Here is a 23885-nt window from a genome sequence, read left to right on the forward strand (position 1 = left end):
AAAAGGACATCCTTAAAGAACGTCCTTCAATATATGTTCATATCAAAATCTCTTAGTCGCTGAAAAAATAATTTTTCTTCCTATTTTGACTAATGATTCTGTCTTAATTAATTTAAGATTCTTTTATTCATGGTAGTAGAATGTGCAATGCTCTGTACATTGCTATAGATACCCTGCAAGTTCGCCCTAGAGCTATGAAATCAGGTCTTCTATCATTCGTTTCATAGAATCATTGTTCAACGGCTAATAAACGTTAATACGTCTATATCACAGCACGTTAGATAGACCTACCACATACAGTGTACAACTCTCCTCCTCTGACTTTACATAGAAATACTTCTTTTATAGAAGTACAACTACCTTTGCAATCAGCAATATCATCACGACATAGCTATTGATCCAAAGTGATTTTATTCAACCAAACACTGATCTACCCTAAGCGAATCTTATTCAACGTTTCCAATGCCCTTCTCCTTATTAGAAGTCAAACCAGAAACCTAGCCCTTAGCAATAGACAAGAAATTTTGATCTCTAAAAATCAATAAAGTTCTCGGCTGCATTTACGCATGCTTGTTGCCACTTTGTAGTTCATTCATAGGCTGAACATACAATACCTCAAAAAGACTTATAACCTTAAACGAAAATTTCATCCTTGTATTATTTCGTTGAATCACTTAAAATAAATGTGTCTAGTATTTATTAAGAGTGTTTACGAAATAGAAATTCATTTTCTTCTCGTGAATGCTTTTTTGTTTATAAACGTTAAACGTTATGTTTAACTTAGCTATATATTACACCTTTCCCAAATGAATGTCAACACTTTTTGTTTAACTTTTACATTTTTATACTCAAAACGTTTATAATGTCAAAGGAAGGTGGTTTTGTACATGGATATATTAGCTGAACGATTAACTAAACTTAGAGAAGAAAAAAATTGGACAAAGACTTATGTTGCAAAACAATTAGGACTTAAGAATCTAGGTACATACGCAAATTGGGAATACGGAACTCGCGAACCTGATTCGGAAATGATAACCAAAATATCAAAACTATATTCCGTATCTACTGATTATATTTTAGGACAAACAGACAATCCTAACGTCCAATACCTTAACTTAACGCCTGATCAAGAACACTATCTAAATAATCTAAAGTTAAAAAATGAAACTCCTTTTACAATAAACGAAGATATAGTTGAATTTAACAATTCAAATAAAATAAAAACAAAACTTTCTGATCCAGAATATCTAACCAAACAAAAGGAACGCTACGAAGATATTAGAAAACTTCTAGCATCCTTTAACGTTCCTGACACTCCCGAATCACGAGAAGCGTTATTATTTTTTATGTTTGAACTAAAAGAAAAATTTTAGTCCTCTACTGAAACAACTAAACAGAAGGCTTCTTCCAAAGTTATGTTCAGTTCTCTACTAAATTTTTCTAATAATGCCAACAATTCTGCATCTTCTATCTTCAAATCCAACACTCCATTTTTTTGGATTTGAGACTACTCAATTGAATTATGTATACAGAGCCTACAACACAACAAATTGTCAAATAATAATGAAATCTTTTAAAATCTTTGGTATACTCAATAGTTGTAGCAGTCTGCTACAGAATAAGAGTAGCGTACTATAGCCCTATACTATAGTACCTGTCTTTAGCGCTTGACATAGGCGACCAACCTATGAATGCTAAAGGCAGCTCTTTTTTTGCGCTTTTTTTGATAAATAAATTATGATCGTTTTATTTCTTACTAACCACCAACTGTAATTACATAAACACCAACTAAACTTGATACAGCAACTAATAAACCTACCATCATGGCACCTCCTTAACATTAAATTACAGACAAGCATGCATATCTGTATGCAAAGATTACCAAACAATTAATTAGATTTAAACCCTTTTTATTAAATTTTGATTATATGACATAAAGTAGTCACTTATTTATATTAATTTTAAAAAAGCAGGTGATTATAATCATTTAATTTGTTATAATGACAAACAAATGGAGGTAACATTATGAATATAGGCGATTCTTTACGTTTTATACGAACCAAAAAAAATATTAAGCAAAAGGAAATGATTCCAGATCACCAAGATTCTTCTACATATTCTAGGATTGAAAACAATCAAAGAGTAATTAAAATAGATGATCTAGAAGCAATACTTCTCAAACTAGATATAGAAGCAGATGAATTTTTTTCATACGCCAGTCTGGACAAGGAATACGAAAAATTTCTACATTATTATTACTATTGTGCAAATCATCCAACCAATCAGACTACTAAAAAGCACCTGTTAGATATATATTTTAATATTGAAAAAAAACGAATCAAAACCATTAAAGACTTATCAAACTATTACGCCATTAAATCCTATTTTCACAAATTTTGGGATGAAGTAGAGGAAATCTCAAATGAAGAGATTGACATAATATACAATCAATTGTCACAAGCTAAGTATTTTTTCGGATTTGAATACAAACTACTATGCAACACAATAAGCTTCTTTTCTAAGGAACAAGCAAAAATACTTATTCAAAAAGCATATCCTATAGAAAATGAAAGTATTCGTGACTATACAACAAAAAAATTTGCTTACAACACTCTCATCAACCTAATTTCTATTACTTTACATCAAAAAGATTACGACTTAACAAAAAAATACATAAGTATAGCAAAAAAATCCGATAAAACCAACACTAACTACAGCTTTCGGATGAACCTAAAATATCTCGAAAATTTAACCAACTGGATTGAAACAGGCGAACCAAAATATATGCAACAAATTACTAACTTCATATCGATTTTAGAAGATATTGGAGATTTTGAACATGCAAATAATGTCAAAGTAGAAGTAAAAGAATTGACTCACCACAAAGATAAGGATACTAAGGCACCATATGCCGTTGGGTTAATTAAAGAAAGCTAGATTTATAATTCAAACAAACTAAAAAAAGACCTACTGGGAACATTCGTGAGAACAGTAGGTCATTTTTTAATACATTTGTACAAAACAAGATTGATAGAAACGCTTATATTACAGTGTTTTTGCTCTAATTACTATTAATTATGAACTCATATGAAAGCATCTCCACTGTGAATCCTCCTTCCGAACCAGACGAATTTGTCGATCTGCATATGATTTTATATCCTCATGATCATGTGTGATCATCAAAATCGCTTTACCGTGATCATGCGCATTGTGTCTTAATAGTCGATAAAATTCATTTCTAGACGTTTCATCCATTCCTGTTGTTGGTTCATCTAAAATAAATAAATCAGGGTCTGTCGCAAAAATACGAGCCAAACTGATGCGTTGTTTTTGTCCACCGGAAAGTTCTCCGATTCGCTTATGGCGCATCTCCCACATACCGACTGCTTTTAATGCTTTTTCTACGTGCTGATGATCTCTTTTGGTCAATGGTTTGAACCAACGATTGCGTGGAAAACGACCAGAGCGTACCAATTCGATCACTGTACTTGGAAAGCCCGCATTAAATGAGGCTACTTGCTGAGGGATATAGCCAATACTAAGCTTTTCTCCCTCACTGTTTTCTTTAGAAATAGTTATCGTGCCTTTGGTCGGCTTCAGTAAGCCTAAGCTACTCTTGATCAGCGTTGATTTCGCTGCACCATTTTCCCCCGTCAAAATCACAAATTCACCGGGATCTACATGATAAGAAACACCTTCTAAGACAGGCTCATCATCATAATAAAATGTGAGATCTTTGACTTCTAGATAATGCATGACTCTGCTCCTTTTTAGATTGGTATGTCAATGTACCTAATCTACTTAATACTTTTTTTCAAGGCTTCAAGATTAGCTCTCATGACAGAAATATAGTCTTCGCCTTGCTCTTGTTCTTGTTTTGTAATACTTTCAAGCGGGTTAAGCACAGATAACTCTACACCCGTTTCTTTAGCTAATGTTTGTGCAACCTTTGATGATGCGGATGTTTCAAAATAAATCACAGATACATCATGAGCTTCGATGTATTTCTTTAGTTCAGCTAAACGGCTTGGTGAAGGTTCTTGATCAGGAGAAATGCCCGCAATCGATTCCTGGGTCAAACCATATTGTTTCGCTAAATAACCAAATGCTGCATGTTGAGTGACGAATGTCTTGTTTTTAGCATCGCTCAACGCTTCTTTATACTCGGTATCAAGAGCGGCTAATTTTTCAAGATAGGCTGCTGTATTTTTTTCGAACACTGCTTTTTGTTCTGGATATTTTTTGACTAATGCATCACGGATCGCTTCGACTTCCTTTTGTGCTAAAACTGGATCTAACCATACATGGGGATCTAATTCATGATCGTGATCATGTTCTTCGTGATCGGCCTCATCATCTTCATGGTCGTGAGCTGCACCTTCCATTAAATCAATAGAAGCAGCCGCTTCTACAACTGCGACTTTTTTCTGATCGACATTTTCCAATACATCTTCCACCCAGGTTTCTAATTCATGGCTATTATACACAAAGGCATCTGCATCCGTTATTTTAGCGATATCTTTTGCACTAGGCTCATAATCATGCGGCTCTGTACCTGCTGGGATCAACAGTTGAACATCGCCGGCATCTCCAACGACATTTTTAGCAAAATCATACATCGGATAAAAAGTAGTCACAACTTTTATTTTATCACCTTTTGTCGTTTTGTCTGCTTCTTTTGTCTGCCCGCAAGCCGCTAGTGTGAACAACGTGGTAAATACAAGAATTCCTGTAAAGTATAGCCATTTATTTTTTCTCATCTCGTTTCCCCATTTCGATTTGTCTTATTTAAATCGTAATATTTACGATTTGGTAGCAAGAACTAATTTAACAGAAGGAAAGTGGTACGTCAAGAGAAATATATGAAATAAGTAAAAGTGTGGAGGAATCATTATTGATTCCTCCACACTTTTACTTATTTCAATGTCCTTACAAGATAAACTTCATCACAAAAGCCTTTTAGCCCATTATAAATTCGTTGTGCACGAGTTTTCTTTTCACATAATGCAAAAACAGTCGGACCGCTACCACTCATCAAGGCAGCATCTGCGCCGTAAGTGAGCATCCGATCTTTGATTTGTTGGATCACTGGATGACGCTTTATAGTCACGCCTTCTAAAGCATTACCGATTTTTTCCGTCATCAAATAATAGTCATCTGTCTCAACAGCCTGACGAATTCCAGCGATATCAGGATGCTGAATACTATTAAATGATAAACTACCAAAAATCGAACTTGTTGAAACACTCATCTTAGGTTTAACTAAAACGACCCAGCATTGTGGCATCGAAGGTAAAAATTCAATTTTTTCACCTCGACCTGTAACAAACGCCGTACCGCCATGAATACAATAAGGAACATCTGAACCTATGCGGCTGCCCAGATCTGCTAACTGCTCCAGCGTTAAATTTAAATTCCACAGGCGATTGAGCCCCCGAAACGTTGCTGCACAGTCACTACTGCCGCCTGCCAAACCTGCTGCAACAGGAATTCGTTTTTCTATTATAATTTTGACACCTTGTGTTAGATGAAACGTCTGCTTTAATAACTCTGCTGCTTGATAGACATGGTTTCTTCTATCCACTGGTAAGAAAGAGCTGTCTGTCTCGATCACAATCTCATCTTGCGGCAGCTCTTCAAATATTAGCCGATCTGCCAAGTCTACACTAGCCATGATCATCTCTAACTCATGATAACCATCTTTTCGTTTATAAAGAGCATCCAACCCCAAATTGATTTTTGCGGGTGCCTTTTCTATGATTTCCATTATTTTCACCTATCTAATCTGATACTCCGACCAACTTCACAATCTTTTAAATTCTAACATATGTTGTTTGAGATGTATAGATTTGTTAAGAAAATGATGAATACAATGGAAATTTTCCCTTCCTTTTTCTTATCATTAAACAGAAAAGGCTACATTAAAACGTTTCCGTTTTAATGTAGCCTTTTCTCTCAATCTTAGACTGCTTCACTGACAAACTCAATCTCTACTGTGCGTGTCAACACATCAGAATAACTATAAGAAACTCGTTCAAATGAGTTTTCATCCGGATCTAAATCTACAACGAAGACAGATGGATACGTTTCTGTCAAAATACCTTTACGTTCAGTTTGACGCTTTCTGCCGGTCTGAGCAACTAATGTGATTTTGCTGCCGATACGACATTCTAAATCTTTTTTAATTGACGCTAAAGTTGTTGGCATTGCATTCACCTCAACCTTCATTGTAACACATACAGATAAAAATATCAAGTTTACCATAGCAGAAAATGAAATGCAACTAATTATGATTCATTTGCAGATAATTATTTCATGTGAAAAAAAATAAAAATTCTCATTTAATCATAAATAATAGATTTCAGCTTTTTTTTAGCTCGATCATACGCACTTCTGACAGTGATTTCGCGGCTTGCGGTAGCCTTCGCAATCTCTTTCAGCTCTTTACCATTCATAAATTCTTGAAAAGTCGTTCGTTCAAACGGCGATAATACATAGGGCAGCTCTTCTAATTTCTCTCTGATAATCATTTGTTCCAAGACATCTGCCTCTTCGATTCCGATGTAGTCAAAAAAAGCTTCTCCCTTAATCTCCATTTTTTGATCCAATGAAACGGATTGTACATCGATCGTCCGTTTAAACGCACATTGTTTTCGAATAAGACTGCGCACATGATTTTCAAAATTTGACTTGAAAAACTTCCCAATAGAAACGCTATATGTCTCCTCATATTTTTCAAGTGAACGATAGAAAATGATCCTCCCTTCCTGCAACCAATCTTCCTTGTCAAAATCTTTCAAATAGTACTTCTTCCGAAAATTGTACACGATGGGATGATAGTTTCGATACAGTCGATCAAAAGCTGCCCCATCTCCTTTTAAAATGTCTCCATACTTCCCCATACCATTTTCTCCTTTCAAACATTTTTCTATATAAAAATGTTTGAAAGAAGCGTATCATTATCATTTGTACAAACAGAAGCGAACAAGTGTTTAATCCTTCTTTTTAGACAATTCGTCTAGCTTATCAGACAATTTTGACAATTGTTCTAAATTCCATGGAGAATTTCTTCGAAAATCTTGAAAGTGAATATCTGTTGCGTGGATCGCTATTGTGCGTTCTGATTTTTTTACACTTTTATATAGTTCATTTGCAGACGTCCGCAATGCGCCTTTAGAGAAAACCAGCCATTGTTCAGCCAAATCACTCGTTGCGACCGTGACCTGGGTCAAACGGTCATTTTTCTCTCCGGCAATTCGCTCAATATAGCTATCAGCCGTTTCATCTTCTTTCGTAAAAACAACTGTCAGTAGATACTTTTTATAGGTTTGCTGAATACCTGGAACAAGCTGAGCATCAAAAACAACAATCACCTCTAAATCCTCATATTTCGCATAATTAGACAGACGTTGCAGTAAGGCTTCTCTGGCATCTTCCAGTTTATTTTGATTCTTCAATTTAACAAGTTCCGGCCAGGCCCCAATCATATTGTAACCGTCAACGATTAGTAATTGTTTTTTCATTTTTGTATTCTCACCTTCTCCATACAAAGTAATAATTATTTTAATTTTTATCCTGTACCTCTATTTAACTCTACAAAGGATTACGTCCTCGATATACTTCATACATCAACAATCCTGCAGCAACACCTGCATTCAAACTTTGAACATGACCCGTCATTGGAATCGTCAATAATTCATCCACTTCTTTATGAAGACCTTGACTCATACCTCGGCCTTCATTACCGATAATCAATGCAATCGCTCCTTGTGTATTCCATTGACGGTAATCTGTTCCTTTCATATCCGTTCCGAAAATCCAAAAATTATTTTCTTTCAATGCAGCAATACTTTGCGACAAATTAGTCACACGAGCAACTGGAATATATTCGACAGCTCCTGTTGAAGCCTTTGTTACAACTGGAGTGATTCCAACAGCACGATGTTTGGGAATAATGATTCCATCCACGCCTGTGGCATCCGCTGTTCTTAGAATAGAGCCAAAATTATGAGGATCTTCCAAGCTATCTAAAATTAAAAAGAACGGTGTTTCTGTCTTTTCTTTTGTACGTAAAAGTAATTCGTCCAGTGTTAGATACTCGTATGCTGTAATCGCCAATACGATGCCTTGATGAACTCCGTGATCGGTCATAGTATCTAGTTTTTGCTTAGGAACCCATTTTACAGGAACAGCATTTTCTTTTGCCAAGATTTTTAATTGCTCGACTTTTTCTCCTTTGCTGTCTTCTTGCAGGAATAATTTATTCCCTCTTCCTTGCTGGATCGCTTCAACCGTTGCATGATTACCGAAAACAAAATTATCTTCAACTGTTTCCTCAGTTGTTTTGCGCTCTTTTTTCAGTGGTTCTTTTTTAAATGATTGTTTCTTTTTAGGTTTTCCTTCTTTAAATGGACGCTTTTTATCATTTCTCATTTTTTTCACCTACTTTTTTGATACACCAATCGATCAGTTCTTCTAGACGTTCTGTCTGTTTTGTTAAATGGAGATAGCCCATTAATGATTCAAAGCCTGTAGCTACACGATAGGTGGTAATATCCGCATTTTTTGCAGAAGTATGACTTTTGGCATTACGTCCACGCTTATACATCGTTTCTTCTGCTTCCGTCAACAGTTGTTCTTCCAACATCAACTGAATCAAAGAGGCCTGTGCTTTGGCCGAAACATAATGTGTTGCCATTCGATGTAGTGTATTTGGTTTTGTTTGTCCTTGCTCTACTAAGTAGTCACGAATGTAGATTTCATAAATCGCATCTCCTACATAAGCTAATGCCAAACCGTTTAATTGTGTATAATCTCTCATTCACTTCTTCTCCATCTAGTCCCTTGAGCTGTATCTTCCAAGGTTATTCCTTTGTCTTTCAATAAATCACGGATCTCATCACTACGAGCAAAATCTCGGTTTTTGCGTGCCTGATTTCGTTCTTCGATCAGTTGGTCAATCTCATCATCTACTAACTCGTCAGATAAGAAAACAATCCCAAAAATACTTAACCATTGCTCAAATTGTTCCAATGCTTTATCCGTCACAACCTGCGATACCGTTTCTTGCTCACTATATTGATTGATCCATTTTGCCAATTCATACACGACGGTAATCCCATTTGCTGCATTGAAATCGTCATCCATCTCTGTTGTAAAGCGAACTTCTAAATCAGCTAATTCATGCAATTTTCTTTCGTCTTCATCGAGTTGTGCGGCAGCACCTGTTTTTCTGAAGGATAAATTCTCAAACGCATTTCTCAGCTTTTGTAAATTGACACCCGCTTCTTTAATTGTCGCTTCGCTATAGCGGATTGGACGGCGATATTGTGTCGTCGCCATAAAGAATCGCAGAATTTGCGGATCGATCTGCTTTGCCAGTTCGTGAACTGTTACAAAGTTTCCTAGTGATTTACTCATTTTTTCATCATCTTCACCGATGGTTACATAGCCATTATGCATCCAGTAATTGGCAAAGGTTTGGCCTGTTTTAGCTTCGCTTTGGGCAATTTCATTTTCATGGTGAGGAAACTCTAGGTCTTGACCGCCTCCATGGATATCAATTGTATCACCTAAATGTTTTGTAGCCATAACAGAACACTCGATATGCCAGCCAGGACGCCCCGCTCCCCAAGGTGACTCCCAAGAAATTTCTCCAGCTTTGGCACCTTTCCACAACGCAAAATCCAATGGATCTTCCTTTAGTTCTTGCTCAACGCCCGTTCGTTGGCTGGCGCCAACTTCTAATTCATCGATAGACTGATGACTCAATTTACCGTAGCCATCAAAATTACGCGTTCGGTAGTATACATCACCTTTTGCTTCATAGGCATACCCTTTATCGATCAACGCTTCAATAAAAATCAAAATATCCGGCATATGATCCATAACACGAGGATGACTAGTTGCAGGCTGAACATTCAGTGACTGAGTATCTTCTTCAAACGCTTGAATAAAACGATCGGCAACTTCCGGTGCAGTAATCCCCAACTCATTGGCGGCACGAATAATTTTGTCATCGACATCAGTGAAATTAGATACATAATTGACTTCATAGCCGCGATATTCTAAATATCGTCTGATTGTATCAAACGCAATTGTGCTGCGGGCATTCCCAATATGGATATAGTTGTAAACGGTTGGTCCGCAGACATACATCCGGACTTTACCAGCTTCGATCGGTTGAAATATTTCTTTTTCTCTTGTTAATGTATTATAGATTTGAATCATCTTTTTCCTCCATTTTCTTCCCTTTGATTCGGACGACTTTTGCAGGTATCCCGACAGCAGTCGCATCATCCGGAATATCTGTCAAAACAACAGCCGAAGCGCCGATTTTTGCTCGTTCACCTATTGTAACAGGACCCAAAATTTGTGCATGTGCATGGATCATTGCTCCTTTTTTAACGGTTGGATGACGCTTTCCTGTGTCTTTTCCAGTACCACCTAACGTAACACCATGGAACAATACAACATCTTCCTCGATTTCCGCCGTTTGACCAATCACGACCCCCATGCCATGATCGATAAACACACCAGCAGCAATTTGCGCGCCTGGATGAATTTCGATTCCTGTTAGAAAGCGCCAAAATTGTGCATGAATTTTTGCCAACAAGTATAACCGATGCCTATAGAGAAAATGTGAAAAACGATGCCAAAATAACGCATGCAACCCAGGATAAGTAAGTAACGCTTCTAACGTTGAACGTGCTGCTGGATCATTTTTTTTAACTGCCCTAACTGCTTTTTTTAACCAACCCATCTTTTCTGCTCCTTTCATTCAATAAGAGTCTTATCTACATTATTTATTAAGAATTTGCGTGATCAATTGCTTGCCTGCCCCAGTTCCGCTAAACTTAAAGCATCATTATAAATGAGGTGTTGTGTTATGAACGATAAAGCGTCTTTTAAGTATTTAGCAGCCGGAATCACCTTGGCTCTTCTAAGTTTGACTTTATTTCTATCTCCTATCATTTTCAGACTAACCATCTATTTCTTCCCAACTAATTTTTTCTTTATCAGTTGGATTTGCATTAGTCTCGCGCTCAATTCGCTACTTGTCCTTATGCTGATATACATGATTTGGAAACTTTACAGAAAACAAAATAGCAACATCGAACACCTATCAAAAGACAGTCATATCATCCGATACTTGTCTATGTTAGCAACAGGAACCTTAGCACAGTTACTACCCGCTATATATTTTATCGCGGATAAAGATGACGCACCTGGTCTAATCCTTATTTTTTTCATACCATTGTGTTTAGCGGCTTTGCTTGCATTTACAAGCAATAAAGCCTTATCTCAGATAAAAACAACTAGAAATCACTTTTAACAAAAAAAGCGTCTTTTAAACGAACAACATTCGTTTAAAAGACGCTTGCGCGTGGTTCCACTTTTTTTCACAGGTCACCCTGCCTCAAAAACAGATAACGGTTGTTGGCCGTTTTCAGCTACGTATCACTGAAACTATTCAAAGATGCATTTCAAAAAGGGCCGACAACTGTTTTCACCACCCACAGTCTCTCTAAAGACACGCTCTTTTTTACTTCTTCTTCTCGATATATTTTTGATTATAAGACTTTGTTTAAATGGTCTAGCGCTTTTTCTTTTCCTAAAAGTTCGATCGTATCTCCTAATTCAGGACCATGCATTTGTCCTGAAACAGCGACACGGATCGGCATAAATAAGTTTTTGCCTTTTACGCCAGTTTCTTTTTGAACTGCTTTGATTCCTGCTTTGATATGTTCAACATCAACAACATCCATTGCTTCTAATTGTGCTTTAAATGCAGCTAATACAGTAGGTACTGTTTCGCCTGCTAAGACTTCTTTCGCAGCGTCATCTAAAACTGGATGCTCTTTGAAGAAAAGATCTGATACATCAACAATTTCAGCAGCGTAGCTCATTTGCGGTTGATATAAGCTGACAACTTTTTTCAACCATTCAAGTTTTTCTGCACTTGGGTTTGCTTCAATACGTCCATCCGCCACTAAATAAGGAATACACATATCTGTCAACACATCTAAATCTAATTGTTTCATGTATTGATTATTGACCCATTCAAGTTTTTTACCATCAAAAGCAGCTGGAGATTTGCTTAAGCGCTCTGGATCAAAAATTTTGATCAATTCATCCTGTGAAAAGATTTCATCTTCTCCAACTGGCGACCAACCCAATAGTGCAGTAAAGTTGAACATCGCTTCTGGTAAGTACCCAAGCTCACGGTATTGCTCGATAAATTGTAAAATCGATTCATCACGTTTGCTTAATTTTTTCCCTGTTTCCGAATTGATGATCAGTGTCATATGTCCAAATTCAGGAGCTTTCCAGCCAAATGCTTCATAAACCATCAATTGTTTTGGTGTATTGGCAATATGATCGTCTCCACGTAAAACATGTGTGATTTTCATCATATGGTCATCAACAGCCACAGCAAAGTTGTAGGTTGGCATACCATCACGTTTTTGGATAACGAAGTCTCCACCGATATTGTCTGATTCAAAAACGATTTCACCTTTGACCATATCATTAAATGTATAAGACGTATTTCTTGGTACGCGGAAACGAATAACTGGTTTAAGGCCTTGCGCTTCTTTTTCTGCTTGTTCAGATGGTGTCAATTCTGCACACTTACCAGAATAATGAGGCATTTCGCCGCGGGCACGTTGTGCTTCTCTTTCTGTTTCTAGTTCTTCTTCCGTACAATAACACTTATACGCACGATTGCTGACTAATAATTGATCGATCAGCGGTTGGTAGATTTCGCCACGTTCTGATTGACGGTAAGGACCGTATTCACCAGGCTTTTCAGGTGATTCATCCCAGTCCATACCTAGCCATGCTAAGTTTTCTAATTGACTTTTTTCACCATCTTCGATGTTTCTCTTTTGATCTGTATCTTCGATACGGATAATAAATTCACCATCGTTATGACGGGCAAATAAATAATTGAATAACGCTGTTCTTGCATTTCCGATGTGTAGGTGTCCAGTTGGACTTGGTGCATAACGTACACGTACTTTTGTCATTGTGCATTCCTCTTTCTATTTTTCAAGTAAAGCGACCGCAATCGCTCCCATGCCTTCTTCTTGGCCAATAAAACCCATTTTTTCCATCGTTGTTGCTTTTAAATTGATTTGATTTGTTTCAATTTGACAGGCAGCAGCAATGTTTTCTTTCATTTTCTCCAAATGCGGCTTCATTTTCGGCTGCTCAGCTAAAATTGTACAATCAATATTGCCAATAGTAAAGCCGGTAGCTAAAACTTTTTGATTTGCTTCTTGCAAAAGCTTGATTGAGTTGGCATCTTTAAAGACTGGATCCGTATCGGGAAATAAATGCCCAATGTCGCCAAGACCTGCCGCACCTAAAATAGCATCTGTAATTGCATGTAGCAATACGTCTGCATCTGAATGACCCAATAATCCCTTTTCAAAAGGCAGCTCTACACCGCCAATAATCAATTTACGTCCTTCAACTAATTGATGAACATCAAACCCTTGTCCAATGCGTATCATGTTTTTCACCTAACTTCTTTTTCTTTTTACGATGGCTTCACCAGTCAGCATATCCTCTGGTGTCGTCAGCTTGATATTTTCATAACTACCTAATACCATAGAAACAGCTAAGTTGCTGTACTTCTCAATCAATGAAGCATCATCCGTACCTAGATATTCCTCTTGTTTTGCCTGCTCGTGAACGGCTAATAGATCCGTACCATAAAAAGCTTGGGGCGTTTGAATCTGCCATAATGTTTCACGTGGAACCGTCTCTTGAACAATTCCATCAACCACTCGTTTGATCGTATCTTTGACTGGAACGCCTAAAATTGCAGCTCTTGTCTTGACTACTTTCCGATGCAACGACTTTAGTTGCGCTAAGGTTACAAAAGGGCGCGCACCATCGTGGACCATTACAATATTCTCTGGATTGAGCAAGCGTTTCAATCCATTATAAACACTGTATTGGCGCTCGCATCCACCCGATACGATTGTGACAGGACATTGATTTCTTTTCGTTTCTTTTTTCACCATTGTTGCCAATAACTGTTGTTCATCTTCCTGTGTGACAAGAATGATGTGTTTACAGGCTGGATCGTTTAAAAAGGTCTGCAGTGAATATGAAATGACAGGTTTACCTATTAAATGAAGTAATATTTTATTGCGGCTGGCGCCCATTCGTTTTCCTTGTCCCGCTGCTAATAAAATGACTTCATAATCAAGCGTTTTGTCTCTATTGTCAGCTTTTCTCATGGTTTTTATTTTCTTCTTTACTATCATCGATTCCTCGACCAGAATGTGCAGGTTTTGCAAAAATCATTCGACCCGCAGCAGTCTGAAGCGCACTTGTTACCACAACTTGAATATGCTCATTCATATAATGCTGACCGTCTTCCACAACCACCATTGTTCCATCATCCAAATAAGCGACACCTTGCTGGCGCTCTGTCCCGGCTTTTACGACCATCACATTCATCGTCTCACCTGGAATCACTACCGGTTTGACTGCATTTGCCAACGCATTGATATTAAGAACTGGAACATTTTGAAATTCAGAAACCTTGTTTAAATTGTAGTCATTCGTCACAACAACACCATCTAAGAGCTTAGCTAATTTGATCAATTTACTGTCCACTTCAGAGATGTCCTCAAAATCGCCGTCATACATCTCAACAGAGATTCCATCTTCTTTTTGCAATGCATTTAAAATGTCCAATCCACGACGTCCGCGTACACGTTTAAGACTATCACCAGAGTCAGCAATATATTGTAATTCATATAAAACAAAATTAGGAATTAAAATAACGCCTTCTAAAAAACCAGTTTTAGCAATATCGTAAATTCTGCCATCGATGATCACGCTTGTATCCAAAATCTTATATTTATGGAAATGATCTTCTACTTTACGCTCTAAAACCTGTCCATCATTTTCAGCTTGTAATTTCTTTTGTTTCGGGGTGAAAATTTTACGCCACTCATCAATTCGGGTTGTTCCCATTCGAAAACCTAGATAACCGAAAATGATCATGACTAAAATCGGCAATACACTATTTACGAAAGGAATGTTCAAGTTATACATCGGGATCGAAATAATTGCCCCAATAATCAAACCGATGATCACTCCCACACTACCGAATAAAAGATAGGTCAAGCTTAATTCATTTAATGCAGTTTCTATTTTTTTTACGCCTGATACAATATACTTCGCTAACCCTAACGATAAAATAAAGAAAATAAGTGCACCAATCAAACTGTTAGTAAAGTTATTGTTCAGCCATGTATTATCCGCTTGCTGCGCCATTTCCCAAGCCATCGGTAATAATGAAATACCCAGACTTGCACCAACGACGATCATCAGCAACGTGATGACACGTTTTTGCATAGATTCATCCTCCAATATATTATATTGATACTTCATTTAAAGAAGATTAAGCAGCATTCGCTCCATATCTAAGCTGAACGCTACTTAAAATCCTATTGAAATACTTTTCTTAATGTTTCTCCAATCGTAGCCACACCAACGATTTCAATACCTTCTGGCGGTGTCCAGCCACCTAAATTATTCTTGGGTAAATAAATTTTAGTGAAGCCTAGCTTCTGGGCTTCACGCACCCGCTGTTCAATACTATTGACACGGCGAATTTCACCCGTCAAGCCGATTTCACCAATAAAACATTCTGTCGGCTTCGTTCCATTTTCTTTATAGCTTGATGCAATGCTGACTGCTACAGCCAAATCAATAGCTGGTTCGTTGATTTTAACGCCGCCAGCTGCTTTTAAGTACGCATCTTGATTTTGCAGTAATAATCCTGCACGCTTTTCTAAAACAGCCATAATCAATGACACTCGATTGAAATCTAATCCAGTTGTCGTTCGCTTTGCATTTCCAAACATAGTAGGTGTCACTAACGCTTGTACTTCTACTAAGATCGGCCTTGTTCCTTCCATTGCCACAACAATCGCAGAACCCGTTGCATCTGCTAAACGTTCTTCTAAAAAGACTTGTGACGGATTGGCAACCTCTTCAAGACCATGTTCACGCATTTCGAAAATCCCGATTTCATTAGTAGAACCAAAACGATTTTTGACTGCTCGTAATATTCTGAATGTATGATGCTTATCTCCCTCAAAATATAAAACAGTATCTACCATATGTTCCAACATTCTAGGTCCTGCAATCGATCCTTCTTTGGTCACATGACCGACAATAAAAATGGCAATTCCATTGGTCTTAGCAAGCTTCAAAAGCTCTGCCGTCGTTTCTCTTACTTGACTGACACTACCCGCAACACTAGTCACATCCGGCTGTGTCATAGTCTGAATAGAATCGATGATGACGTAATCCGGCTCAAGTTTTTCTATGGCTCTTGAAATTTCATTCATATCTGTTTCAGCGTATAAATAAAACTCTGTGTCAATCGAGCTTAAACGCTCAGCCCGCATTTTGATCTGCTCGGCACTTTCTTCACCAGAAACATAAAGAACTTTTCCGCCTATTTCAGCAAGCTGCTGCGATACTTGGAGAAGCAGCGTAGATTTACCGATCCCTGGATCTCCGCCAATCAATACTAAAGACCCGGGAACGACACCGCCACCTAAAACACGATTCAGTTCCACCAGCTTTGTTTTGACTCTCGGCTCTTTCTTAGGAACTACTTCAGCTAAGCGTTGCGGCTGTGTTTTCTTCCCCGTCAAACTAACTCTAGCTCTACGGTCTGTTGTATCTTGAATAATTTCTTCAGTCATCGTGTTCCACTGTCCGCAGTTCGGACAACGGCCCAAATATTTAGGGGAGATATACCCGCAAGTTTGACATTCAAATTGAACTTTTGCTTTTTTTGCCATATGCTGTCCCCTCATTTTGATGTATTCTTTATTTTACCATAATATCGGTCTCTTCGACCAAGACTTGCCACTATTAAAATACGCAGTTTTTCAGTAACTTTATCTTAGTTTTTACCAGAAGATCCAAAACCGCCTGTGCGTTCGTTTTCTGCGTCATCACCATCGGCTAAAAGAAATGGCTTGAAAATGCCTTGACCGATTCGTTCTCCTTTTTCGATCACCATGTCTTCATAGCCAAAATTAATGAACTGAAACATGATATGACCTTCATTGCCTTCGTTATTATAATAGTCACGATCGATTACGCCTACACCGTTTGCCAGCATCAAAAAGCGTTTTAACGGATTAGATGATCGACTCACCAGCTCCAAATACTCTGCTTCTGCCATATATGCTTTAATTCCTGTTTTTACCAAAATAGGTTTTGGAGCAATTCCTTGCGCCTGTTGCTGCCAGATACTTGGCACAACAACTCGTTCAGCTGCTTCAAAATCATAGCCCGCAGCACCTTTTGTCGCACGCTTGGGAAGTGAGATCCCTTGATCTTTATAACTAGAAATAATTTCAAATCCTCGTTGTTTCATTAAAAAGCTCCTCTACTTGTAAACTATTTTTATTTTACCATATTCCTTGCGGTCCCAGTTTAGTTTTATCATATCTTTAATATTCTCTTGTGCTTTTTTACTGTTTTCACATCATTTGGATACAATTGGCTTTTTTTCCTCACTCGAATCTTTTTTGATCACGATAAACACAATAAATGAAAAGAATAACATCAACCCTACTATACTCACCATATGCACCATCTCTACTAGGTGAACAGCGGTTGGATTCTTTGTCCGGTGACCTGTGATCTGCAGCACTGTTTTAACTGGCAACTCCTCTTGTTTAGCTAAAACCCACAGCAGACTCATCATCAATAGCTGATGTGTTATACTTCCCTTAGTTTGTGTACTATATTTAGTAATGATTCGCTGATCTTGCGGCAAAACTTCCTCTTGATAATAATTTCGATTCAAGAAAGCGCCTGTCGCATTGATCGTACAGCTCAATAAAAGAATCCCTACCGGAAAAAGTGAAGAAGACAAAAGAAAGAGTAGCGATACGATGTAACTGCCCAAATGAACGAGCTTAGGATCGACTGTTGAAAACAGACGATAAAGCAATTTAATAAAAAACGCAGCACAGATAATGCCAAAAATATAAGGCAAATATAAATTAAAAATCAAACGATTGGCCCCAAAACGTATCGCCACATAAAAAGTCCCAAACAACATCAAAAAGTTCATACACATACCATTAGCAAATGTCAGCAGATTCATCCACAACGGTAATTTCCACATCTTTCTTTGACGATTCAGATACCATGCAGCAATGACAAACAAAATTGAAAAGCCCATAAGTCCGATATCCAATAATTGAGAATCAAACAATAAACGTGCAGAACGAATGAACAGTAGTAAAATAAAAAAGCTTAAAAACAAGAAGAATTCTTTAACAGAAATCACCTGCTGATCCACTTCATTAAAGTCGATTTCATAATCGGGATAATGAGTCACAGTATGATAAGCAGCAACGTACAGCAGCACATATTCACCTAAAACGACTGTGGTTCGCCACTCTTTCGTTAACATCATGGAAGCCATTACGCCGCCTAAAATCAATAAAATAAATAAATATTTCCGACCAATAGAAGTAGAATTTCCTTGATGTTTTTCATGATAATTCACTGTAGTGTTGGCAGCCGGCAACCAAGAAGTGCTAAGACCAATCAACACAGCTGAAAGCAAATATGCAGGAAAATAAAAATGACCTAACACACCAATAAAGCATCCTGCGCCACCAATCAGAATAGAAATAATCAAAATGTTGAAACTCGTCAACGCCAGTTTAAAACTCTTTAACAAGAAAATCCCTGTCATTCGAAACGTATAAAATAAAACAAAGGGCAGCACCTTTTCTAAGGTCAGTCCGTCATTCAAATTTAAAAATAAAAAATAAGGAATAATAGTAAGTGTATTTGATAAAATAAACGGCGCAACTTGTAGTGCACTGCGCACGAATCCTTTTAGTTTTGACATGGTTCAATCTCCTTTAAAACGGTTTGTATGTAGGTAGTCTACCACGTTCAGAAAAAAAGTAAAATCAATCCTAAATGATCTGCAGTCAATTACGCAAAAATATGCCTATACTTCCAATTTATGAAGGAATTTTTAGCCTATATTATTCATTTTGAAAAAATTTGTGAAAAAAATAGCGAAACTTACTTTTTAATCTTTTTTTAATTTAAGCTTTCTGTTATAATGGTTTTCACATTTACTATACAAAAATAGTGAATAAAAAGCATATCAAAGGAGAGATAGATGTATGAAAACTGTTTACAATTTTTCAGCTGGTCCCGCCGTTTTACCTAAAAGTGTTTTGGAAAAAGCACAATCCGAATTGGTGGATTACGAAAACAGCGGCATGTCCGTAATGGAGTTGAGTCATCGTTCCTCCCTTTTTGAAACAATCATTGAAAATGCAGAAACCCTACTTAGAGAATTGATGGCTATTCCTGATAATTATAAAGTGCTATTTTTACAAGGCGGTGCCAGTATGCAATTTACTATGGTTCCCTTAAATTTAGCACAGCACAAAACAGCGCTGTATGTCAACACAGGTTCATGGTCAAAAAAAGCCATCAGCGAAGCTAAAAAAATTGAAAACGTCACTGTTGAAGTCATTGCTTCAAGTGAAGATAAAAATTTTACCTATATTCCTGAAATTCGTAAAGAAGACATTCCGCAAGATGCCGCATATGTACACATCACTACAAATAATACGATCGAAGGCACAACGATCTATGATTTGCCGGATACAGGAGATGTACCTATTGTTGCTGACATGTCCTCAAATATATTGTCTGTAAACTATAACGTAGCAGACTTTGGACTAATCTATGCCGGTGCACAAAAAAACATTGGTCCTGCTGGTCTGACAGTCGTGATCGTGCGTGAAGACTTGATTGGACAAGTCGATGTTTTAAGTGCAATGCTGGACTATGATGTCCATGCCAAAAACGGGTCAATGTACAATACACCGCCAACCTATAGCATTTACATGGCTAAACTTGTCTTTGAATGGATCAAAGAACAAGGCGGCGTGAGCCAAATGGAACAACAAAACAAGGAAAAAGCAGCTCTTTTATATGATGAAATCGACTCATCAAAGCTTTTTTCTTCACCCGTCAATAAAAAAGACCGCTCAATCAACAATGTTCCTTTTATCACTGGAGATGACCAGTTAGACAAACAATTCAATCAAGAAGCTCTGGCAGCTGGTTTTGAAAATCTTAAAGGTCACCGCTCTGTTGGCGGTATGCGGGCAAGCCTATACAACGCATTTCCAAAAACGGGTGTAGAAGCACTAATCACATTCATGAAATCATTTGAAGCAGAAAATGGAGGAACAAAATAAATGTACGATATTAAAACATTCAATGCTATCGCGTCCGTTGGTCTAGCACGTTTCGATGAGCAAAACTTTACGATCAATCAAACAGAAACACCTGCTGGTATTATCTTGCGCAGCCAAAAACTCCATGACTATGACTTTCCAGATTCTGTCTTAGCAGTTGCTCGTGCAGGTGCTGGAACAAATAACGTGCCTGTTAAACAATGTACAGAAGACGGGATCGTGGTCTTCAACACACCGGGTGCTAATGCAAACGCCGTAAAAGAATTAGTGATTGCATGCCTGCTGCTATCTGTTCGGCCAATCTTAAAAGGGGCAAACTGGGTCCAAACCTTAACAGGTCCAGATGCAGAAGAACAAGCAGAAGCACAGAAAAAGCAATTTGCCGGAACTGAACTTGAAGGAAAAAAATTAGGTGTGATCGGTTTAGGAGCAATCGGTGCGATGGTTGCTAATGATGCTTACCGTTTAGGCATGGAAGTGACAGGTTTCGATCCTTTTGTTTCTGTCGATACAGCATGGAGCATCTCTCGCCGTGTCAAACGAGCACAAAGTATGGAAGAAGTGCTAAAAACATGTGATTTTATCACCGTTCACGTTCCTTTGTCTGAAAATACTCACCATCTAATTGGAAAAGAACAATTAGCAAAAATGAAAAAGACCGCTGTCTTATTGAATTTTGCACGTGGTGAATTAGTCGAAACGGAAGCGGTGATTGCTGCTATCGAAGCTGGCGAAATCAGCAATTTTGTCACTGATTTTGCAGATGAGCGATTACTAAATAATGAAAAAATATTGGTTTTACCACACTTGGGTGCTTCCACTGAGGAAGCCGAAGTAAACTGTGCGAAAATGGCTGCTCGAACATTGAAAAAATTCTTGGAAACCGGCAATATCAAGCGTTCAGTCAATTTTCCAACAGTGGAGATGTCATTCAATTCGCCATTTCGCTTTACGATCATCCATAGAAACGTACCGAATATGCTAGGTCAAATCTCAACAGGTATTGCTAATTTAGATATCAATATCGACAACATGATCAACCGCAGCCGAGAAGACTTCGCCTACACGATCCTTGATATCGCCGAAACTGACGAAGCAAAAATCGCTGCCGCTGCTGAAAAAATTCAAGCCGCAGAAAATATCGTTCGTGTTCGGACAATTAAAAATACAGAGGCGGTGAGCTATTAATGGTCTTGATCCATCCTTTTAAAAGCATGCGCCCTAAAAAAGAATTCAGCGAACAAATTGCAACCTTGCCTTACGATGTCCTTAGTTCACAAGAAGCGAGAGATCTTGGAGAGAACAATCCCTATTCTTATCTACACATCGACAAAGCGGAAATCGATCTACCTGAAAGTTTGTCTCCTTATGACGATCAGGTCTATGCAAAAGCCGCAAGTAATTTACAGGCCTTTTTACAAAAGCAATGGCTGATCCAAGATGAGCAGCCACTTTTATATCTTTATGAATTAACTATGAATGGACGCGCACAAACTGGTCTAGTAACCTGTACATCCATTAACGATTATACTGACGGCAAAATTAAAAAACATGAATTTACACGTCCGGAAAAAGAAGTTGACCGTATCCGTCATATCGAAGCTTGTGACGCAAATACCAGCCCAATTTTTCTAACGTATCGCCGAAATGAGTTGATTCAGCAGTTGATGGATGATTGGAAAAAATCGCAAACACCTGTTTATGATTTTACTGGCTTCCATGAAGTCAGCCACCGTGTCTGGCTCATCGATGATAACAAAGTGATCGAACAGCTAGTTACTGCTTTTGCTCAAAACGTACCCGTCTTGTATATCGCAGATGGGCATCACCGAACAGAATCTGCCGTAAAAGTCGGTCAAAAGAAAAAAGAAAGCTTGTCCGACGCTTCAGATACAGCAGAAATTAATTATTTCTTATCTGTAATTTTTCCAAAAGAAGAATTAGAAATTTTAGATTATAATCGCATACTAAACGTACCGATCAAAGCAGACTTTTTTGAACGTTTAGAGAAAAAGTTTACTATCGTTAAGGCAGCAAAAGGTAAACCTGATCAGCCAAAAACTTTTGGTATGTATTTAGCTGGACAATGGTATCAGCTAACTGCAAGAGAAACAATTTTATCTGACGATCCTGTTGATGGATTAGACGTTTCTCTGCTTCAGAACCATGTGTTTGCTGATATCTTTGATATTCAAGATGTGCGCACTGACAAAAGAATCGATTTTGTTGGCGGTATTCGTGGAATGGACGAGCTGGAACAAGCTGTAGATAGCGGCAAATGGTCAGTTGCTTTTGCAGTCTATCCAACCACAATGGATGATTTGTTGAACGTAGCAGACGCTGGAAAAATCATGCCGCCAAAATCAACCTGGTTTGAACCAAAATTACTAAGTGGATTATTTATTCACGATTTAGAGACAAATTAAACAAAAAGCTGTAGAATAGAATTAATTTAAGTATTGTAGGATGGGATAGAAGTGTTTAACCCCAAGAAATAAGAAGGAATTCACAGAAATTGCTCTTCAAATTTTTGTGAATTTCAGCTTATTTCCGAAGGGGTTGCTTCTGCTTCCACCGTTTATTCGGATTCTAGGTGATTGGATATAACTCTATGAGTTACAATCCAGTCTCTTAAAATACAAATAATTGATAGAGACACAAGCAGCTCCTTCTTATTTGTTGTAAAAAACGACGACAGCCAAGTTGATACTGCACTTTAGAGACACTCTTCTGTCCTATCTTTTTCATTACTATCTATGTGAGGTTAACCATGCGAAAACAATTAAAAGAAGCAAAACGGATCGTCATCAAGGTAGGCACAAGTACCTTGATTTATCCTAACGGCAATATCAATTTAAGTGCAATCGATCAGCTGGCATTCACCTTGACTGATTTACGTAATCAAGGAAAGGAAATCATCTTAGTCTCTTCGGGTGCAATTGGTGTTGGCTTAAATAAATTAAATATGGACAAGCGTCCCCCAACCATACCTGAACAGCAAGCTGTGGCTGCCGTCGGACAAGCGGAATTGATGAACATTTATAATCAACGCTTTTTGACCTACAGCCAGCAAATCGCTCAACTGCTACTAACAAGAGATGTCATCGAATTTCCTGAAAGCCGCAAAAATGTAACCAATACGATGGATCAATTACTTAAAATGGGCATCATTCCAGTAATCAATGAAAATGACACTGTAGCGATCGATGAATTAGACCATCTAACAAAATTCGGGGATAATGATCAGCTATCTGCTATCGTTGCTCAGCTGATCCAGGCGGATGCGTTGATCATGTTGTCTGATATCGACGGCTTCTTTTCTGACAATCCAAACACCAATAAAGATGCTACACTGTTCTCTGAAATCAACGAAATCAATGATGCACTTTTACAGTTGGCAGGCGGAAAGGGCAGTCGTTTTGGAACTGGCGGCATGTACAGTAAATTGAAAGCAGCCGAGCGAGTGTTAGAGCATAACGGCGCAATGATTTTAGCCAATGGAAAACAGCCAAAAATTATCTTTGATATTTTAGAAGGTAAAATAATCGGTACATTATTCATCTAGCTTGAAAGGAGAAA

At 37.8% G+C, this 23885-nt stretch carries 24 protein-coding genes and 1 other annotated feature; of the genes, 6 read left to right on the forward strand and 18 right to left on the reverse strand.

Features of this window, described 5'->3' with window-relative positions; all coding sequences use genetic code 11:
- Positions 1 to 887 precede the first annotated feature (887 nt).
- Together BCR25_RS19880 and BCR25_RS08640 are read left to right on the forward strand one after the other, a co-directional pair.
- The gene (locus BCR25_RS19880) at positions 888 to 1373 is read left to right on the forward strand and encodes a helix-turn-helix domain-containing protein (RefSeq protein ID WP_083242621.1); all 486 of its coding nucleotides are present in this window, start codon (positions 888 to 890) and stop codon (positions 1371 to 1373) included.
- 652 nt (positions 1374 to 2025) lie between these two features.
- Positions 2026 to 2937 carry a helix-turn-helix domain-containing protein gene (locus tag BCR25_RS08640; RefSeq protein WP_069663213.1) on the forward strand — a complete coding sequence of 304 codons (912 nt, stop codon included), beginning with the start codon at positions 2026 to 2028 and terminating at the stop codon, positions 2935 to 2937.
- Positions 2938 to 3075: 138 nt separating this feature from the next.
- Here BCR25_RS08640 and BCR25_RS08645 read toward each other — a convergent pair whose 3' ends face one another.
- The 18 genes from BCR25_RS08645 to BCR25_RS08725 all read right to left on the reverse strand — a co-directional run bounded on the left by BCR25_RS08645 (position 3076) and on the right by BCR25_RS08725 (position 18928).
- Positions 3076 to 3756, reverse strand: a complete 681-nt coding sequence (locus BCR25_RS08645; RefSeq protein WP_069663214.1) for a metal ABC transporter ATP-binding protein — start codon at positions 3754 to 3756, stop codon at positions 3076 to 3078.
- 41 nt (positions 3757 to 3797) lie between these two features.
- Complete coding sequence (locus tag BCR25_RS08650; RefSeq protein ID WP_069663215.1) at positions 3798 to 4760, reverse strand: metal ABC transporter substrate-binding protein; 963 nt, start codon at positions 4758 to 4760, stop codon at positions 3798 to 3800.
- A 155-nt stretch (positions 4761 to 4915) separates the two neighbouring features.
- On the reverse strand, positions 4916 to 5767 hold the full coding sequence (gene ispE, locus BCR25_RS08655) for a 4-(cytidine 5'-diphospho)-2-C-methyl-D-erythritol kinase (protein ID WP_069663216.1): 852 nt from the start codon (positions 5765 to 5767) through the stop codon (positions 4916 to 4918).
- A 194-nt stretch (positions 5768 to 5961) separates the two neighbouring features.
- Positions 5962 to 6207, reverse strand: coding sequence for a Veg family protein (locus tag BCR25_RS08660; protein WP_069663217.1), 246 nt, complete (start codon positions 6205 to 6207; stop codon positions 5962 to 5964).
- A 134-nt stretch (positions 6208 to 6341) separates the two neighbouring features.
- Positions 6342 to 6902 (reverse strand): sigma-70 family RNA polymerase sigma factor, encoded by a 561-nt coding sequence (locus tag BCR25_RS08665; RefSeq protein ID WP_069663218.1) that lies wholly within the window; start codon positions 6900 to 6902, stop codon positions 6342 to 6344.
- A 90-nt stretch (positions 6903 to 6992) separates the two neighbouring features.
- Positions 6993 to 7523, reverse strand: a complete 531-nt coding sequence (locus BCR25_RS08670; protein ID WP_069663219.1) for an NYN domain-containing protein — start codon at positions 7521 to 7523, stop codon at positions 6993 to 6995.
- A gap of 70 nt (positions 7524 to 7593) precedes the next feature.
- On the reverse strand, positions 7594 to 8442 hold the full coding sequence (gene rlmB, locus BCR25_RS08675; protein ID WP_379974971.1) for a 23S rRNA (guanosine(2251)-2'-O)-methyltransferase RlmB: 849 nt from the start codon (positions 8440 to 8442) through the stop codon (positions 7594 to 7596).
- Complete coding sequence (locus BCR25_RS08680) at positions 8423 to 8821, reverse strand: Mini-ribonuclease 3 (RefSeq protein ID WP_069663221.1); 399 nt, start codon at positions 8819 to 8821, stop codon at positions 8423 to 8425. Before BCR25_RS08680 ends, rlmB begins: the two co-directional genes overlap by 20 nt.
- Positions 8818 to 10230, reverse strand: coding sequence for a cysteine--tRNA ligase (gene cysS, locus BCR25_RS08685; protein WP_069663222.1), 1413 nt, complete (start codon positions 10228 to 10230; stop codon positions 8818 to 8820). The genes BCR25_RS08680 and cysS overlap by 4 nt, the downstream gene beginning before the upstream one ends.
- Complete coding sequence (gene epsC / locus BCR25_RS08690) at positions 10214 to 10762, reverse strand: serine O-acetyltransferase EpsC (protein ID WP_069663223.1); 549 nt, start codon at positions 10760 to 10762, stop codon at positions 10214 to 10216. Before epsC ends, cysS begins: the two co-directional genes overlap by 17 nt.
- A gap of 62 nt (positions 10763 to 10824) precedes the next feature.
- The gene (locus BCR25_RS20360; protein ID WP_169819003.1) at positions 10825 to 10989 is read right to left on the reverse strand and encodes a hypothetical protein; all 165 of its coding nucleotides are present in this window, start codon (positions 10987 to 10989) and stop codon (positions 10825 to 10827) included.
- 380 nt (positions 10990 to 11369) lie between these two features.
- Positions 11370 to 11571, reverse strand: a binding site (T-box leader).
- Positions 11572 to 11573: 2 nt separating this feature from the next.
- The gene (gltX, locus tag BCR25_RS08695) at positions 11574 to 13031 is read right to left on the reverse strand and encodes a glutamate--tRNA ligase (RefSeq protein WP_069663224.1); all 1458 of its coding nucleotides are present in this window, start codon (positions 13029 to 13031) and stop codon (positions 11574 to 11576) included.
- A 15-nt stretch (positions 13032 to 13046) separates the two neighbouring features.
- A complete protein-coding gene (gene ispF / locus BCR25_RS08700) occupies positions 13047 to 13520 on the reverse strand; it encodes a 2-C-methyl-D-erythritol 2,4-cyclodiphosphate synthase (protein WP_069663225.1) in 474 nt (157 codons plus the stop codon).
- 9 nt (positions 13521 to 13529) lie between these two features.
- Positions 13530 to 14282 (reverse strand): 2-C-methyl-D-erythritol 4-phosphate cytidylyltransferase, encoded by a 753-nt coding sequence (ispD, locus tag BCR25_RS08705; protein WP_428839343.1) that lies wholly within the window; start codon positions 14280 to 14282, stop codon positions 13530 to 13532.
- Positions 14242 to 15384 carry a PIN/TRAM domain-containing protein gene (locus tag BCR25_RS08710; RefSeq protein WP_069663227.1) on the reverse strand — a complete coding sequence of 381 codons (1143 nt, stop codon included), beginning with the start codon at positions 15382 to 15384 and terminating at the stop codon, positions 14242 to 14244. The genes ispD and BCR25_RS08710 overlap by 41 nt, the downstream gene beginning before the upstream one ends.
- Positions 15385 to 15476: 92 nt before the next feature.
- Positions 15477 to 16847 (reverse strand): DNA repair protein RadA, encoded by a 1371-nt coding sequence (radA, locus tag BCR25_RS08715; RefSeq protein ID WP_069663228.1) that lies wholly within the window; start codon positions 16845 to 16847, stop codon positions 15477 to 15479.
- A 104-nt stretch (positions 16848 to 16951) separates the two neighbouring features.
- Positions 16952 to 17431: a dCTP deaminase/dUTPase family protein gene (locus BCR25_RS08720; RefSeq protein WP_069663229.1), complete on the reverse strand. Its 480-nt coding sequence runs from the start codon at positions 17429 to 17431 to the stop codon at positions 16952 to 16954.
- Positions 17432 to 17542: 111 nt separating this feature from the next.
- Complete coding sequence (locus BCR25_RS08725; RefSeq protein ID WP_069663230.1) at positions 17543 to 18928, reverse strand: hypothetical protein; 1386 nt, start codon at positions 18926 to 18928, stop codon at positions 17543 to 17545.
- 286 nt (positions 18929 to 19214) lie between these two features.
- On the opposite strand from BCR25_RS08725, the gene serC reads away from it, so the two are divergent.
- The 4 genes from serC (at position 19215) to proB (ending at position 23871) form a co-directional block, all read left to right on the forward strand.
- The gene (gene serC / locus BCR25_RS08730; protein WP_069663231.1) at positions 19215 to 20306 is read left to right on the forward strand and encodes a 3-phosphoserine/phosphohydroxythreonine transaminase; all 1092 of its coding nucleotides are present in this window, start codon (positions 19215 to 19217) and stop codon (positions 20304 to 20306) included.
- Complete coding sequence (locus tag BCR25_RS08735) at positions 20307 to 21494, forward strand: 3-phosphoglycerate dehydrogenase family protein (RefSeq protein WP_069663232.1); 1188 nt, start codon at positions 20307 to 20309, stop codon at positions 21492 to 21494.
- Positions 21494 to 22732: a DUF1015 domain-containing protein gene (locus tag BCR25_RS08740; RefSeq protein WP_069663233.1), complete on the forward strand. Its 1239-nt coding sequence runs from the start codon at positions 21494 to 21496 to the stop codon at positions 22730 to 22732. The genes BCR25_RS08735 and BCR25_RS08740 overlap by 1 nt, the downstream gene beginning before the upstream one ends.
- Positions 22733 to 23076: 344 nt before the next feature.
- Positions 23077 to 23871: a glutamate 5-kinase gene (gene proB, locus BCR25_RS08745; RefSeq protein ID WP_069663234.1), complete on the forward strand. Its 795-nt coding sequence runs from the start codon at positions 23077 to 23079 to the stop codon at positions 23869 to 23871.
- Positions 23872 to 23885 lie beyond the last annotated feature (14 nt).

The sequence above is a fragment of the Enterococcus termitis genome (assembly GCF_001730305.1).
Taxonomy (GTDB): domain Bacteria; phylum Bacillota; class Bacilli; order Lactobacillales; family Enterococcaceae; genus Enterococcus_L; species Enterococcus_L termitis.